Raw genomic sequence first — 16,317 nt, forward strand, 5'->3', positions numbered from 1 at the left:
GCCGGCCGATGCGGGCGGGCAGTCCTGGGGCAGGATCCGGCCCATTTCCCGCTTGACGGCGCCGATGGCGCCGGGTGACGGCGCCTGTCCCGCCCCTCCTTTACTTACCAACTCCCCCGAGCCGTAAAGGAATTCCGCCATGCCGTACGCATCCCCGCGCATCCGGCTGTCCGTGGCGCTGGCCGGTGCCGGACTGTGCGTATCCGGGCTCTTCGTTTCGGGATGCGCCACCCCCGGTACCGGCAGTGCCCGTGACGATCCGACGAAGCCGGTCACGCTCACGTTCTGGCACGGCTGGTCGCAGCCGGGCGAGGTGAAGGCGATCGACGACAGCATCGCCCGGTTCGAGAAACTGCACCCCAATATCACCGTGCGGGCAATCGGAAATGTCACCGACGAGACCGTGAACCAGGCGCTGCGAGCGGGCGGTGACCAGGCGCCGGATGTGGTGTCGTCGTTCACCACCGGCAATGTGGGGCAGTACTGCTCGTCGGGGATGTGGGCGGATCTCGATCCGTTCCTGCGGAAGACGGGGGTGGCGAAGGACAAGGTCTTCCCCAAGGCTTTTCTTGACTACACCAGTTATCAGGGAAAGCAGTGTGCGCTGCCGCTGCTCGCCGATGCCTACGGGCTGTACTACAACAAGGACGCGTTCAAGAAGGCCGGGATCGCGCGGCCGCCGCGGACGATGTCGGAGCTGAAACGGGATGCCGTGAAGCTGACCGAACGGGCCGGGGACGGTGAGTACAAGAGGGTGGGCTTCATGCCCAACTTCCGGCTCTATCAGAACAGCCCGGACCGGATGTTTGCGCAGTGGGGGCCGGCGTACTTCGACCGGCACGGCAAGGCGCGGCTGACCAGGGACCCTCGGACCAGGGAATTCTTCGCCACCACTCGTGCCCTGGTCGAGGCGCAGGGCGGCTACCGGGCGCTGGAGAGGTTCCGTACCCGGTTCGGGGACGAGATGTCGTCGCAGAACGCCTTTCTGAAGCAGAAACTGGCGATGCATCTGGACGGCGAATGGCGCGGGCTGATGCTCAAGGAGCACAAGGCGGGGTTCCGTTGGGGTACCGCGCCGATGCCGGTACCGGACGATCAGGCGGATACCTACGGCCGGGGGTATCTGACGGGCACGGTCGCGGGAATCGCGCACAGCAGCCGGCATCAGAACGCGGCGTGGGAGCTGGTGAGGTTCCTGACCGTGGACACGGATCAGGTGGTGCGGTTCGCCAATGCGATCCATAACGTGCCGTCGACAAAAGCGGCGCTGAACTCGCCCGAGCTGGATACCGATCCGGCATTCCGCACCTTCCTCGATATCGCGCGGAATCCGCACAGCGCCGCGCTTCCGCCGTCCGACAACGGCGGGCAGTACGTGACCGCGCTCCAGGATTTCTCGTACAAGGTCGAGGCCGGAAAGGTCCCCGATCTGGACCGGGGCCTGCGTGGGCTCGATGCGCAGATCGACGCCGACAACCTTCAGTCACAGAACTGAACCGACGGAGCATCGCCATGGCATCCACCAGCGCCGCGTCCGCATCTCTTCCAGCGCACGTATCCCCTCCCGTGCCCGTCCCTGCACCCGCGCTGCGGCGCAAGCGGAACCGCGAGCGGCTGCGCACCCTCGGGTTTCTCTCCCCCTGGCTGGTTGGCTTCTCGGTCTTCTTCGGCTATCCGCTGATCGCCACCGTCTATTTCTCCTTCCTGCACTACAACCAGATCAAGCCGCCGGAATTCGTGGGGCTGCGGAACTGGAAATATGTGCTGACGCAGATGCCCCTGTTCGGGCCCGCGCTGGCGAACACGCTGTGGCTGGTCGTCGTGATGGTCGCGCTGCGGGTCGTCTTCGGGCTCGGCATCGGCATCCTCGTCACCAAGATCAAATCGGGCGCCGGCTTCTTCCGTACGGCCTTCTACCTCCCGTATCTGGCACCCCCGGTGGCCGCGACCGTGACCTTCGTCTTTCTGCTCAACCCCGGCACCGGCCCCGTCAACGAGATCCTCGGGGCGATCGGCATCCCGGCACCGGAATGGTTCAACGACCCCGGCTGGGCCAAACCGTCGCTGGTCATGCTGTCGCTGTGGGGTATCGGCGACCTGATGGTGATCTTCATGGCGGCGCTGCTGGACGTCCCCAGGGAGCAGTACGAGGCCGCCGAGCTGGACGGGGCGGGCGCCTGGGGGAAATTCCGGTACGTCACCTGGCCCTCGATCACCCCGATCGTGCTGTTCGCGGTGGTCACCGGCGTCGTCCAGACCATGCAGTACTACACCCAGGCGCTGGTCGCCGGAAAGCTCGCCTCCGGCGTCTCCATCGGGCCCGCCACCGTCATCCAGCCCGGCTACCCGGACCACTCCACCCTGACCGTGCCGCAGCTCGTCTACTCCCTCGGCTTCCAGAACTTCAACACCGGCGCGGCGTGTGTGCTCTCCCTTGCGCTCTTCGTCATCGCGATGGCCGTCACCACCCTGCTGATGCGCAAGCGCGCCGGCCTGCTCCCGGCGGAGGACTGATCCCGTATGACGACCACCACCGCACCTGGCGCACGGAGCTCACCGGCCCCCCGTACCGGCACCGGCACCGGCACCGGCACCGGCGGCCGCGGCCCGGCGGCGCGCGCCCGGCGGAGGCGGATGCTGCACTGGATCGCCGTCCACGCCGTGGCCCTCGCCGCCGCCCTCTTCTTCGTCCTCCCCTTCCTGTTCGTCTTCCTGACCTCCGTGATGGGCGACGACCAGGCGATGAGCGGCGAGCTGTGGCCGACGCAGTGGCACTGGAGCAACTACGTCACGGTCTTCCGGACGCCCGGCTTCCTGGACTGGTGGAAGAACTCCCTGATGTACGCCGGGCTCGGCACCCTCTTCACGGTCTGCTCGGCCGTCCCCGTGGCGTACGCGCTGGCCAGGTTCCGCTTCCGCGGCCGCCGCACGGCCATGGTCCTGGTCATCTCGACGATGATGCTGCCGCCCCAGGTCATCGTCATCCCGATGTACCTGGTCTGGGCCCAGCAGCTCCATCTGTCCGGAACCCTCTGGCCGCTGATCATCCCGATGGCATTCGGCGACGCCTACTCCATCTTTCTGCTGCGGCAGTTCCTGCTGACCATCCCGCGGGAGTACGTCGAATCGGCCAAGGTGGACGGCTGCGGCGAGCTGCGCACCCTGCTGCGCATCATCGTGCCGATGGCCAGGCCGGGCATCGCCGCCGTCGCCCTCTTCCAGTTCTTCTTCTGCTGGAACGACTACTTCGGCCCGCAGATCTACGCCGCGCAGAACCCCGCCTCCTGGACGCTCTCCTACGGCCTGGAGTCCTTCAAGAGCGCGCACAGCGTCGACTGGAACCTCAGCATGGCCGCGACCTTGCTGGTCATGGCCCCCGTCATGGTCATTTTCTTCTTCGCGCAAAAGGCCTTCGTCGAAGGCGTCACGCTCACCGGAGTGAAGGGCTGATCCAGACCCATGAAGCATCTGAAGCTCGCCGTGGTCGGCGGCGGCTCGACCTACACCCCCGAACTCATCGACGGCTTCGCACGGTTGCGCCAGGCACTGCCCCTGGACGAACTCGTCCTGATCGACCCGGCCGCCGACCGGCTGGAGCTGGTGGGCGGTCTGGCCCGGCGGATCTTCGCCAGGCAGGGCCATCCCGGCCGGATCTCCTGGACCGGCGACCTCGACGCCGGCGTCGACGGCGCCGCTGCCGTCCTGCTGCAACTGCGCGTCGGGGGGCAGTCCGCCCGCAACCAGGACGAGACCTGGCCGCTGGAGTGCGGCTGCGTCGGCCAGGAGACCACCGGCGCCGGCGGGCTGGCCAAGGCGCTGCGCACCGTCCCCGTCGTCCTGGACATCGCCGAGCGGGTCCGTCGCCGCAACCCCGACGCCTGGATCGTGGACTTCACCAACCCGGTCGGCATCGTCACCCGCGCCCTGCTCACCCACGGCCACAAGGCCGTCGGCCTGTGCAATGTCGCGATCGGCTTCCAGCGGAAGTTCGCACAACTGCTGGGTGTGGCCCCGGAGGACGTCGCGCTCGAACACATCGGCCTCAACCACCTCACCTGGGAGCGCGCCGTACGGGTCGCCGGTGAGGACGTCCTGCCCAAGCTCCTCGCCGAGCACGGTGAGGCGGTCGCCGAAGACCTGCGGATGCCACGCGCCCTCCTGGACCGTCTGGGCGCCATCCCCTCCTACTACCTGCGCTATTTCTACCAACACGACGAGGTCGTACGGGAGTTGCGCACCAAGCCCTCCCGCGCGGCGGAGGTCGCGGCCCTGGAGCGGCAGCTGCTGGGCATGTACGGCGACCCCGCCCTGGACGAGAAACCGGAGCTGCTGAGCAAGCGCGGCGGGGCGTACTACTCGGAAGCCGCGGTGGCCCTGACCTCCTCGCTCCTGCGCGACACGGGCGACGTCCAGATCGTCAACACCCTCAACAACAACACCCTTCCCTTCCTTCCCGACGACGCGGTGATCGAGGCGCCGGCCGTGGTGGGCGGCGAGGGCGCCGAACCCCTGCCCGTCCGCCCCCTGGAACCTCTGTACGCCGGACTGGTCGCGGGTGTCACCGCCTACGAACACCTGGCCCTGGAGGCGGCACTGCACGGCGGACGGGACCGGGTCTTCGCCGCCCTTCTCTCCCACCCCCTCATCGGCCAGACCGACTACGCCGACCGGCTCACCGACGAACTGATCGCGCACAACCGGGAGCACCTCACGTGGGCCTGACGGGCACGGCACTCGCCATCGACGCGGGCAACAGCAAGACGGATGTGGCTCTGGTGACGGCGGACGGCAGGGTGCTGGGGACCGCCCGGGGCGACGGCTTCCAGCCCCCGGTGGTGGGCGCCGAGCGGGCCGTGGACACCCTGGCGCCGCTCATCACCGGCGTCCTGGCACAGGCGAGGACCCGAGCCCCGGTCGACCACCTCTCCGCCTACCTCGCCAACGCCGACCTCCCCATCGAGGAGGCCGGGCTGACTGCGGAGATCGCACGCCGCGGCTGGGCGCGGACGGTGACCGTCGGCAATGACACCTTCGCGCTGCTGCGGGCCGGACTGCCGGACACCGGGGAGCGGGTGGGGGTCGCCGTGGTGTGCGGTGCGGGCATCAACTGCGCGGGCCTCGGGCACCATGGAGCCACCGCCCGTTTCCCCTCCGTCGGCCGGATCTCCGGCGACTGGGGCGGCGGTTCGTACCTCGCCGACGAGGCCCTGTGGTACGCCGCCCGCGCCGAGGACGGCCGCGGCGAACCGAGCGATCTGGCACGCGCCCTGCCCGCCCACTTCGGCCTGACCACGATGCCGGAACTGATCGAGGCCCTCCACCTGCGGGGCATCCCCGACCTCCGCCGCCATGAACTCACCCCGGTGCTCTTCGGCGTCGCCGCCGCCGGCGACCCCGTCGCCCGCATCATCGTGGCCCGCCAGGCCGAAGAGGTCGTCCTCCTGGCCACCGTCGCCCTGAACCGCCTGGACCTCCTGACGGACACCGCCCCCGTCGTCCTCGGCGGCGGCGTCCTGGCGGCCCGCCACCCCCTGCTCCACGACCGCATCACCCAGCTCCTGGCGGAACGCGCCCCGAAGGCCGTACCCCAGGTGGTGACGGCGCCACCGGTCCTGGGGGCGGCACTCCATGCACTGGACCGCGCGGAGGCGGGAGCGGGGGCCTATGAACGGCTTCGGGGAGCATGGGCCTAGGTCCCAGCCGCCTCACCCCTCCATCACCCGCCCCCACCCCACCTGGACGCTGCACCCCTGGCGTGTCTCGGTGCGGGCGCCCGGAGCGAGCGCGATATCGGGGGCGGTGCCAGGAGCGGCGTCGGGACCCGCATCGGGCTCGGCGCGACGGTCGCGTTCCGTGACGACGGTGACGTAGTGGTCGGTGTCGTTGATGACGAGCGTGGCGGTGCCGTCCGAGGGGTGGTGGAGGGGGTACTGGCCGGCCGGGTCGATGTAGGTGGTGGTACCGATGGTGAGAAAGCCCTTGGCCGGTGGGCCATGACCAGGGGCGGCAGTGCCGGCCGTCGTCGCGGCGGCGAGGGGGTTGAGGAGTTTCGTCAGACGTCGCACGAGGGGCCTCCGATGCGGTGGGCGCGGGACGAGCCGCGCCGGCTCATTGACTTGCCGAACCAGCTTCGTCACTGAGAGTAGTCACAATGAGCTGCGTCGGGTAGCGGCGCGCGGGAGCGAAGCAGGGGGCGCGCGAGGTGTCGTACGCGCCACTGCCGGCCGGCCTCCGGTCAGTCGTCGAGCGGCAGCGCGAGGTCCCGTACATGCCCGGCGAGCAGCAGTACCGCGGCGTCCACCGCCGCCTGCGGGTCCTGGGCGCGAATGGCGTCGGCGAGGCGGATGTGGGGATCGGTGGGGGCCGCGGTGGCGGTGTCGAGGCAGGCGGCGCGGCGGAGTTCCGCACGGAGGGCGGCGCTGAGGGAGCGGTAGATGTCGGCGAGCACGGGGTTGGCGCCGGCCTCCGCGACCAGGATGTGGAACTCGGCGTCGGCATCGGTGAAGGCGTCGCCGTCGTGGGCGGCGAGCGCGGCGCGGCGGCGGGCCAGAGCGGCCTCAATTCCGGCGAGTTGGGCGTCCGTACGGTGCTTCGCCGCCTGGCGGGCGGCGACCACGTCGAGGCCCTGGCGGACCTGGGTGACATGGGTGAGTTCCGCGCGCTCCAGGCGGCGGCGGAGGGCGACCGCGCTGTCGTCGTCGGAGATCACGAAGGTGCCGTCGCCCTGCCGCGGTTCGAGGAGTCCGGAGTGGACGAGGGAGCGGACGGCTTCGCGTACCGAGGCGCGGCTGACGCCCAGGGTCTCGGAGAGCGCGCTTTCGGGCGGGATACGGCTGCCCACCGGCCAGACGCCCGTCACGATCTGCCCGCGGATCTCGTCGGTCGCGGTCTCCACCAGCGACACCCTGCCCTTGCGCACCGCTTGCACTCGATCACTCCCCATGAGGCAGGTCAGAGGCGACAGACCAGAGGCCGCAGGGCCGGTGTCCTGATGTCTGATGATCTGGACTGTCCCGGAAGCAACTGTAGTGCGGCCGGAGGGCAGGTGGAGCGGGGAGGCCCCACGGGAACCGGCCGCACCGCGCCCGGCGTCAGGCAGGGTGGGGCGGGCGCAGCCGGGGGCGGCGCGTACCGCGGTGCCGATCGCGATCCGAACAAGATCAGGCCAATCACCGTGTGCTTGTCAGTGGGTGCGGACATACTGCTGCCCGTGCACCGGTTCCTGTGAGCGCGCCCGCCGGCGCCGCGCACGGGGGCCGGGCCCGCCGACGACCGAGGGGGAGGTTCCGTGTCGTCCGTAGAGTCCGTTTCGCCGAGTGAGGCCGCTTCGTTCGGATCGGCCATGCCGCCCGCGCCGCCCCGCACCGACAGCGGGCAGGTGCCCGGGCCGCGGCGCCGTACGGCATGGGCCGACGGTGTGGACGAGCTGCGGGCCGCGGCGACGACCGAGCCGGGCAGGCTGCGGATGATCGGCGCCCTGCTCGCCCTGCTGGTGCTGGCATTCGGCGGGGTCGGGGCCTGGCAGGTGGCGGACCGGGCGGCGGCCGCGGACGATGTGGTGGAGCGCAGCCAGCCGCTGAGTGCCCGTGCCGCGGACATCTACCGTTCGCTGGCGGATGCGGACACGACGGCCGCCGGGGGATTCCTGGCCGGCGGGGAAGAGAGCGGGGCCACCCAGCGGCGCTATGCCGATGATCTTGCGACGGCGGCCGAATTGCTGGTCAAGGCGTCGGCCGACTCCCGGGGTTCGGACCGGGCCGACGCACAGATCGCCAAGCTCAACCGCGGGCTGCCGCGGTATGCGGGGCTGGTGGAGACCGCGCGGACGAACAATCGCCAGGGACTGCCGCTGGGCGGCGCGTATCTGCGGTACGCCAACGATCAGATGCGCAGGGAACTTCTCCCGGCCGCACGGGCGTTGTACGACGCGGAGAACGACCGGCTGGCGGCGGACTACGACGCGGCCCGGGCGTGGCCGTGGTTCGCGGTGGCGGCCGGAGTGCCGGCCATCGGGGCACTGGGATGGGCTCAGCGGCGGAATTTCCGGCGGACGAACCGGGTTTTCAACCGCGGGCTGCTGGCGGCGACGGCGGCCTCCCTGGCCGCGCTGATGTGGCTGGTGGCGGGGCATACGGTGGCGCGGGCCGGGCTGAGTGACGCGCAGGAGCGCGGGGCACGGTCGTTGCGGGTGCTCAATGAGGCGCGGATCGATTCGCTGCAGGCACGGGGGGACGAGAATCTGACGCTGGTGGCGCGGGGAGCGGTGCTGACCGGGGACCAGAAGGATTTCTACGAGGCCGGGTTCCGCAGGGGGATGCAGGATCTGGTGGGCGCGGGCCGGCGCGGCGACACGTCGGGCGGCAGCAGGCTGGGGACGGCGCTGACGCTCGCGGACGACGAGGCAGGGCGGCGGCCGGTGCAGGATGCGCTGCGGCACGTACGGCAGTGGCAGGAGCGGCACGCCGAGGCGCGGGCGGCGGACGACAGGGGGGACTACGACCGGGCGCTGGCCAAGGTCATCGGCGGGGACCGGCCCACCCGGGAGTCCTTCGACCGGGTGGACGCCGCGCTGCGCCGGGCGCTGGCGCACGAGCAGCAGGAGTTCCGGTCGGCGGCGGACGGCGGGCGGGCGGCCCTCGGCGGGCTGGCGGCGGGGGCCGCGGTGCTGGCGGTGCTGGGCGCGGTGGGTGCGGTGCTGGGTATCGGGCGCAGGCTGTCGGAGTACCGGTGAGGAGGCCCGGTGAGAGGGGCATGAGGCCTGGTGATGAGGGCATGAGGACGCGCCGCGCGCGGGCCTTGGTGAATCTGCGGGCCGCGCTGTCGCCGGTCGCTGCGGGGGTGGGTGTCATGGCGGCGGCCGCGGCGGTGCTGGTTCCCACGCTGGGCGGTCATGTCCTCGACGGCGGCCCGGACCGGCCCCCGGCACCGCCGTCCGTCCACAAGTCGTCACACCCGGTCCCCGCGGGGTCGGGGTGTACGGCGGCCGATGCGGCGCAGAGCCTGCGGCCGTCGCCGGACGCCGGTCCGGCGGTGGACCGGATCAGGAAGAAGGGCCAGCTGGTCGTGGGGGTCGACCAGAACACCTACCGCTGGGGATACCGCGACCCCGGCACCGGCAGGCTGAAGGGCTTCGACATCGATCTGGCGCGGGCGATCGCCGAGGACATCCTGGGCCCGGACGCCAAGGTCGTCTTCCAGGCCGTGCCCACCAACCAGCGGATACCGGCGCTGCAGAAGCGCACGGTCGACATGGTGGTACGGACGATGACGATCAACTGTGTGCGCAAGGAGAAGGTGGCGTTCTCCACGGCGTACTTCCAGGGCGGGCAGCAGGTGCTGGCGCCCAGGAAGTCGACGGTGACGGCGTTCGACGACTCGCTCAAGGGCAAGCGGGTGTGTACGGCCGCGGGTTCGACGGGCGAGTCGGAGCTGACGGAACGGCGGCACGGCGCACAGGTGCTGACGGTGCCCAATCAGCTCGACTGCCTGGTGCGGCTACAGCTCGGTCAGGCGGACGCGGTGGTGACGGACAATGCGCTGGCCGCGGGGCAGGCGGCGCAGGATCCGACGGTGGAGCTGAAGGGCAGGCCGTTCACCGACGAGCCGTACGGCGTGGCGATGAACAAGGCCGACACGGATCTGGTGCGGCGGGTCAACAAGGTGCTGGACGACTACCGGGGTGGCGGAAGTGCGGACAGCCCCTGGATGCGCGCGTACCGGAAGTGGCTGCAGGCCGATCTGCCGGGGATATCCGGGCCGCCGTCCCCGGAGTACAGCGACTGAAGCACGTGTATCGATCGCCCACAAAGCGATGGTTGCCGTCACTATGGGAAGGGAGGGGTGGCGGGAGCAGTTCACCGAGCGACCCAGGCGCGCCAACCGCCGTGTGCCGTATGCGTATTGGAGAGGTGATCGATGGGGGTCCCTGGGCCCTTCCCCGGTTCCGCGGGGAGGCATCCTGCCCCGGTACTGGACCGGGAGGAGGTGGACCGCGCCCTGGCGCGGCTCGACGCCGAGTACGAGGCGATAGAGACGTCGCTGCTCGCGCTGCAGGATCACGCCGGCCGCCGGCTTCTGGAGGGCGCCGACCTGTCCGGCACCACCAAGGAGCGCTGGGCCGCCACCGAGCGGTCCATCACGGTCCTGTGGTCGCACTTCGATACGTACACCGCCGCGTTGACGGCGGCGCGGGAGCTGCGGGCGCGGCGCCGCTGGCCGTCCCCCGACGATCTGGCGGAGCTGTCGGAGCTGCTGTCCGGCAACGGCCTGACGGTGCCCGGTGAGGCCGCGGCGGGCGACGGCCCGGAGGGCGGGCGGCGGAGCGGGCGCTTCAGCCTGGAGGAGCTCGTGGAGCGGATCAACGGCCTCTATGCGCGCTCGCTCGATGTCATCGTCGCCGCCGACGCCGTGTGGTCCACGCTGCCGGCCCGGATAGATCTGCTGTCGGCCGAGCTGCAGCGGACGCGTTCGCTGGCGCACTCGGTGGGCGTACGCCCCGGTGAGCATCCGGCGGGCGACGACCTGGAGCGGATCACGGACGAACTCGCGCGGCTGCGCGGGCAGGTGATCGCGGATCCGCTGGCGTTCTGGGTGTCGTCCTCGACGGGGAGTTCCGCCCCCGGTGGCGGCCGTCCGGACACCGGGCGCTACGACCGTGCGGCGCGCGCCCTGGAGGGCGTACGACGGGAGATCGAGGCGGTGCTGGACGTCCGGCAGGACGCGGAGCGGCGGCTGATGCAGCTGCGCGATGTGCTCTCCCGGGCCGATCGCACGCTGACCGAGGCGCGGCAGGCCCGCGGCGAGGTGCTGGCGAAGATCGCCGCGTCCGAGGTGCCGGCCGTCAGCGGCCCGTCGACGGCGCTGCACGAGCAGCTGGCGGCGGCCGCGGAGTACCGCCGGCGGTCGCAGTGGCACCGGCTGTCGCCGCTGCTGGACAGCCTCGAGGAGCGCGCGGAGGACGAACTCCACCGCGCCCGCGAATCGTTGACGGCGGTGACCGCCCCGCTGGCCGTACGGGCCGAGCTGCGCGGTCGGCTGGACGCGTACAAGGCGAAGGTCGCCCGCCACGGCCTGGCCCAGGATCCGCTGCTGCTGGAGCGGTACGACACGGCCCGCCGGATGCTGTGGAGCGCCCCGTGCGATCTGCGGGCGGCCGGACAGGCGGTGTGGCGCTACCAGCAGGCGGCGGCCGAGGCGCTGGTCCCGGAGCAGCAGGACCGCGGGCCCGACGAGCGGGAGCACAGGGGGGACAGGTGAAGGAAGGCGGGGGGTCGGCCCCGGCACACGGAGCCGGCGACCGTTGCCAGCGGCCGGGCTGCGCGGGCCGGTACGAGGACGCCGGCGGCGGCGAACGGTACTGCGATGTCTGCGGGCTGGCGCCGGTGGTCTCGGCGGACGGGCTGCTGTCGTCGCCGCCCACGGGGCTGACGGGGCGGGTGCCGGCCTGGCCGACGGGCGACGGCACCGCATCCCCCCGGCCGCCGCGCCCGCTCGCCGGTGACGGCGGTGACGGCGGCGGCGGCGAGGCGACGCGGGCCATGCCGGCGCCCGCCGCCCCGGTGTCGGTGCGCAGTACGGACAGCGGCGCGGGCTCCGGGGCGTCGGGCTCCTCGGGGTCGGCGCGCGGGCGGCTGGGGGCGGGCCTGGTGACGGTGCCGCAGGTACCGCGGCCCGACCCGCACACCGCCGTACTGGCGAACCCGGAGGTCCCCGAGCGCAAGCGGTTCTGCAGCCGCAGCGACTGCGGGGCGCCGGTGGGGCGGTCGCGGGGTGCGGAGCCGGGCCGTACAGAAGGTTTCTGCACCAAGTGCGGCCATCCGTACAGCTTTGTGCCCAAGCTGCGGCCCGGTGACCTCGTGCACGGCCAGTACGAAGTGGTGGGCTGTCTGGCACACGGCGGGCTCGGCTGGATCTATCTCGCCATGGACCGCGCGGTGGCCGACCGGTGGGTGGTGCTCAAGGGACTGCTGGACACCGGCGACGAGGAGGCGCTGGCGGTCGCGGTGTCCGAGCGGCGGTTCCTCGCCGAGATCGAGCACGCCAACATCGTGCGGATCTACAACTTCGTGGAACATCTCGACCGGGCGACGGGCAGCCTGGACGGCTACATCGTCATGGAGTACGTCGGCGGCAAATCACTCAAGGACATCGCCAACGACCGGCGCACCCCCCAGGGCCGGCGCGATCCGCTGCCGGTCGAGCAGGCCTGCGCGTACGGCATCGAGGCATTGGCGGCGCTCGGCGATCTGCACCGCCGCAACCTGTTGTACTGCGACTTCAAGGTCGACAACGCCATCCAGCAGAACGACCAGCTCAAGCTGATCGACATGGGCGCGGTGCGCCGGATGGACGACGTCCAGAGCCCCATCTACGGGACGATCGGCTATCAGGCGCCCGAAATAGCCGCGCTGGGCCCGTCGGTGCCCTCCGACCTCTACACCGTCGCCCGCACCCTGGCCGTCCTCACCTTCGACTTCCAGGGCTATGCCAATGTCTTCGCGGACTCCCTCCCGGACCCCGACCACATCGAGGTCTTCCGTACGTACGAGTCCTTCTACCGGCTGCTGGTGCGGGCCACGGACCCCGACCGGGCGCGCCGCTTCGCCTCCGCGGAGGAGATGGCCGAGCAGCTGACGGGGGTGCTGCGGGAGGTCGTGGCGCTTCAGTCGGGCGAGCAGCGGCCCGCGCCGTCACATCTGTTCGGGCCCGAACTGCGGGTGGTGGACACGGAATTGGTGGCGGTGGCGGACGGCGCCGGTTCGCTGCTGGGGGCGCGCGGAGCGGCGCCCGCAGACCCGGCCGCGGCGCCCGGCGCGCCCGTACTGCGCCCCCTGGACACCGCAGGCGCCGCCCTCGCGCTGCCGGTGCCGCGGGTGAATCCGGCCGACCCCAACGCCGGTTTCCTGGCCGGGCTGACGACCCTCGCCCCCGCGGAGCTCCTGCGCGCGCTGCGCTCGGCGCCCGGCGACTCCCTGGAGATCCGGCTGCGCGAGCTGCGCGCCCACCTGGAGACGGGCGATGCCCCGGGGGCGCAGGCCCTGCTGCACGCCATCGAGGCGGAGCACGGCGCGCGGCGGGGCGGCGACTGGCGGGTGGTGTGGAACCGCGGGCTGGTGTCGCTGGCCACCGGGGACCGCGAGGGCGCCGCGCTGTCCTTCGACGCGGTCTACGACGCATTCCCCGGCGAGCCCGCGCCGAAGCTGGCGCTGGCGGTCTGCGCGGAGCTGCTGGGGCAGCTGGACAACGCCGCGGAGTACTACCACCTGGTGTGGGCGACCGACCGCAGCTATGTCGGCGCGGCGTTCGGGCTGGCCCGGGTGCGGCTGGCGGCGGGCGACCGCAGCGGCGCGGTCGAGGCGCTGGAGTCCGTACCGGAGGCGTCCGTTCACTGCACCGCGGCACGGATCGCGGCGGTCCGCGCGCGGCTGCGGCAGCGCTCGCCCCGCGACGCGCTGCACGGTGATCTTCGGGCCGCCGCCCAACAGGTCGAGGGGCTGGCGGAATTCGGACTGGACGCCGAGCGGCGCGAACAACTGGCAACCGAGGTACTGGGCAGCGCCCTGGACTGGGTACTCTCCGGTAGCCACGGTGCCCCGCCGGACGGCACGCAGGCCTCCTTGGAACGCCCGCTGCTGCTCGGCAGCGCGCTGGACGAGCGCGGACTGCGGTTCGGGCTGGAGAGGTCGTACCGCCTGCTGGCGCGGCTGGCGCAGCGTGGCGAGGAAAGGATCGAGCTGGTGGAACGGGCCAACCGTTTCCGCCCCAGGACGTGGGTGTGACATGGGTGTGACTGGGCCGTCCCGCTGCCGGAGCTGCGCGGAGCCGCTCGACGCGGGGGACAATTTCTGCGGGCGGTGCGGCGCGGACCTCGTGGTGCCCGCGGCGCCGGGATACGGCGCGGTGCCGCCGCCGCCCGCGTATGCGCCGACGGTCGGGGTGCCGTACGAGGCGCCGGCCGGGCCGCCGCCGCCGGACCCCACCACGCGGATTCCGTTCGAGGAGATCGCGGGCGGGGACGGGCGTGCGGCGGAGGGACCGGGCGGTCCCGGTGCGGGCGGAGCCGATGTGGGCCCCGGCGCCGAGGGTCCGGGCGTGCCGGGCCCCGTGCCGAGCCCTGGCGCGGCGGGTCCCGGTGCGGAGGGCCCCGGTGCGGAGGGCCCCGGTGCGGAGGGTCCCGCCAAGCCGCTCGCCGACCGGCGCGTCGATCCCCGGGTTGTCGGGTACGAGGTCGTCGCCGACGCCGCGGCGGGGGCGGCCGGAACCGCGAAGGCCGCGGGAGCCGCCGAGGCGGCGAAGGCGGCGGAAGCCACCGGAGCCACGGCGTCCGCCGAGGCCGAGGAAGCCCCGCAAGCCGGTACGGCCGAGGCCCCGGCCCCGGCGGCCGCCGAGCCCGGTGACCCCACCGAGTCCCCCGACGACACCCTCCACCTCTGCGCGACCTGCCACGCGGGCGCCCTGGACGCCGACGGCGTCTGCGACCACTGCGGCCACGGCCGACCGCCCGAACGCGACCACATGGAGCGGGAACTGGCGGGTATCGCGGCCGTCAGCGACCGCGGGCACCGGCACCACCGCAACGAGGACTTCTTCGCGCTGCGGGCCACCGCCCTGCCGGACGGTTCGCCCGCCGTGGTCGCGGTGGTCTGCGACGGCGTCTCTTCGGCGACCCGGCCGGACGAGGCGTCCCGGGCGGCGTCCGAGGCCGCCGGCGAGGCGCTGCTGGCGTCACTGCCGCGCGGTACGCATCCCCAGCAGGCGATGCACGACGCCATCATGGTGGCCTCCGCGGCGGTCGACGCCCTGGCCGCCGACCCCGCCCTCGTCCACGACGAACACCGCCAGCAGAACGCCCCCGCCTGCACCTTCGTGGGTGCGGTGATCGGCGGCGGGCTGCTGACCATCGGGTGGGTCGGCGACAGCCGCGGGTACTGGATCCCCAACGACCGTACGGCGCCCCCGACCCGGCTCACCGAGGACGACTCCTGGGCCGCGCAGATGATCGCCGGCAACCTGATGTCCGAGGCCGAGGCGAACGCCGACGAACGGGCGCACGCCATCACCGGCTGGCTCGGCGCGGATGCGTACGAGGTCGAGCCGCACACCGTGACCTTCAAACCGGACGGGCCCGGCGTGGTGCTGGTGTGCACGGACGGACTGTGGAACTACGCCGAGTCCGCCGTGCAGATGGCCGCGGTACTGCCCTTCGACTCACCCGCCCGGCCCCTGAACGCCGCCCGGACGCTGGTCACCCACGCGCTCGACGGCGGGGGCCACGACAACGTCACGGTGGCGGTCGTGCCGTTCCCCGCCCCCTCGGCGGCGGCAGGACCGGCCGAATAGAAGGGACAGGCGGGACAACTCATTCAACAGGGAATCGATACCCGTAAATCGGATGACGGGGGTCGTGCCACCGCGAAATCGGTCCCGGCCGCACAGCGGACGAATGCCTCCCGGAATGCGGAAAGTGCGAAACTCCTTGCGAAGGTGGTGAGCGTCGCCGATGCGGCGACCGGTACTGTGCGACTGAAGGCGAAGGTGGCCGACGCGGGCGAGATGACCCTCGCCACGCGCTCGACAAAAACCGCTCGCGTGACAAAACAGCCGAAGAAATACCGCGACTAGTACCAAGAAGTACCACTGGAAGAAAAGGTACGGAGGGGGAAGAACCGACATGCCGACCTGCCCGAACGGACACCAGTCGGTGGCCGAAGACTGGTGCGAGGTGTGCGGCCAGAGGATGGCGGGCGCTGTCCCGCCGCCGCCCTCCCTGCCTGCGGGGTTCCTGAACACGCCGCCGCCCGCCGGCCAGCCCGGCCCGCCGCCGCCCCAGCAGCAGGGCCCGCCCCCCGGTGAGCCGCAGGGCCCGCCGCCGGGGCAGCCCGGCCCGCCGCCCGGTATGCCCGGACCCGGTATGCCCGGACCCGGTATGCCCGGCCCCGGCACCCAGGGCGGCCAGGGCGGCTACGGCTTCCCGCCGCCGGCGCCCGGCCCCGGCCCCGCTCCGGGTCCCGGCACCCAGGGCGGCTACGGCTTCCCCCCGCCCGGGCAGCCCGGCCCCGATCAGGCCGCGCCGCCCGAGCTGTGCCCGCAGTGCGGTACGCCGCGGATGGCGAATGCGCCGGTCTGTGAGACCTGCCACTACAACTTCCTGACCCACTCCACGACGTCGTCGTCCTTCGCCCCGCCGCCCGGCATGCCCGGGCCCGGCACCCAGGGCGGCCAGGGCGGTTACGGCTTCCCGCCGCCGGCGCCCGGCCCCGGCCCCGCTCCGGGTCCCGGCACCCAGGGCGGTTACGGCTTCCCGCCGCCAGATCGGAA

12 protein-coding genes and 2 pseudogenes are annotated in these 16,317 nt (G+C 72.2%); 12 read left to right on the top strand and 2 right to left on the bottom strand.

The window, feature by feature from the left end; all coding sequences use genetic code 11:
• Window positions 1-139 precede the first annotated feature (139 nt).
• The 5 genes from AB0D04_RS38930 to AB0D04_RS38950 are packed head-to-tail and all read left to right on the top strand — an operon-like array spanning window position 140 to window position 5,693.
• Window positions 140-1,495, top strand: coding sequence for an ABC transporter substrate-binding protein (locus AB0D04_RS38930; protein WP_362712139.1), 1,356 nt, complete (start codon window positions 140-142; stop codon window positions 1,493-1,495).
• Window positions 1,496-1,512: 17 nt separating this feature from the next.
• A complete protein-coding gene (locus AB0D04_RS38935) occupies window positions 1,513-2,514 on the top strand; it encodes a sugar ABC transporter permease (protein WP_362712140.1) in 1,002 nt (333 codons plus the stop codon).
• A gap of 6 nt (window positions 2,515-2,520) precedes the next feature.
• Complete coding sequence (locus tag AB0D04_RS38940; protein WP_362712141.1) at window positions 2,521-3,450, top strand: carbohydrate ABC transporter permease; 930 nt, start codon at window positions 2,521-2,523, stop codon at window positions 3,448-3,450.
• Between the two features lie 18 nt (window positions 3,451-3,468).
• Window positions 3,469-4,722 carry a 6-phospho-beta-glucosidase gene (locus AB0D04_RS38945; RefSeq protein WP_362712149.1) on the top strand — a complete coding sequence of 418 codons (1,254 nt, stop codon included), beginning with the start codon at window positions 3,469-3,471 and terminating at the stop codon, window positions 4,720-4,722.
• Entirely contained in the window at window positions 4,713-5,693 is a 981-nt protein-coding gene (locus tag AB0D04_RS38950; protein ID WP_362712142.1) for a BadF/BadG/BcrA/BcrD ATPase family protein, read from the top strand. Before AB0D04_RS38945 ends, AB0D04_RS38950 begins: the two co-directional genes overlap by 10 nt.
• Before the next feature lie 12 nt (window positions 5,694-5,705).
• Here AB0D04_RS38950 and AB0D04_RS38955 read toward each other — a convergent pair whose 3' ends face one another.
• Window positions 5,706-6,065, bottom strand: a complete 360-nt coding sequence (locus AB0D04_RS38955; RefSeq protein ID WP_362712143.1) for a hypothetical protein — start codon at window positions 6,063-6,065, stop codon at window positions 5,706-5,708.
• Between the two features lie 170 nt (window positions 6,066-6,235).
• A complete protein-coding gene (locus tag AB0D04_RS38960; RefSeq protein ID WP_362712144.1) occupies window positions 6,236-6,928 on the bottom strand; it encodes a FadR/GntR family transcriptional regulator in 693 nt (230 codons plus the stop codon).
• Window positions 6,929-7,342: 414 nt separating this feature from the next.
• Between AB0D04_RS38960 and AB0D04_RS38965 the strand changes: the two genes are divergently transcribed.
• From AB0D04_RS38965 to AB0D04_RS38995, 7 genes and pseudogenes are all read left to right on the top strand, one after another.
• The gene (locus AB0D04_RS38965; protein WP_362712150.1) at window positions 7,343-8,731 is read left to right on the top strand and encodes a hypothetical protein; all 1,389 of its coding nucleotides are present in this window, start codon (window positions 7,343-7,345) and stop codon (window positions 8,729-8,731) included.
• 41 nt (window positions 8,732-8,772) lie between these two features.
• Entirely contained in the window at window positions 8,773-9,783 is a 1,011-nt protein-coding gene (locus AB0D04_RS38970) for a glutamate ABC transporter substrate-binding protein (protein WP_362712145.1), read from the top strand.
• A gap of 132 nt (window positions 9,784-9,915) precedes the next feature.
• Window positions 9,916-11,256 (top strand): hypothetical protein, encoded by a 1,341-nt coding sequence (locus tag AB0D04_RS38975; RefSeq protein ID WP_362712146.1) that lies wholly within the window; start codon window positions 9,916-9,918, stop codon window positions 11,254-11,256.
• Window positions 11,253-13,778 (top strand): tetratricopeptide repeat protein, encoded by a 2,526-nt coding sequence (locus AB0D04_RS38980; RefSeq protein ID WP_362712147.1) that lies wholly within the window; start codon window positions 11,253-11,255, stop codon window positions 13,776-13,778. Before AB0D04_RS38975 ends, AB0D04_RS38980 begins: the two co-directional genes overlap by 4 nt.
• 1 nt (window position 13,779) lies before the next feature.
• Window positions 13,780-15,339, top strand: coding sequence for a protein phosphatase 2C domain-containing protein (locus AB0D04_RS38985; protein ID WP_362712148.1), 1,560 nt, complete (start codon window positions 13,780-13,782; stop codon window positions 15,337-15,339).
• A 15-nt stretch (window positions 15,340-15,354) separates the two neighbouring features.
• Window positions 15,355-15,621, top strand: a pseudogene (locus AB0D04_RS38990) (hypothetical protein); the annotation flags it as partial.
• A gap of 49 nt (window positions 15,622-15,670) precedes the next feature.
• Window positions 15,671-16,317, top strand: a pseudogene (locus tag AB0D04_RS38995) (hypothetical protein); the annotation flags it as partial.

It is taken from the genome of Streptomyces sp. NPDC048483 (assembly GCF_040651455.1).
Classification (GTDB): domain Bacteria; phylum Actinomycetota; class Actinomycetes; order Streptomycetales; family Streptomycetaceae; genus Streptomyces.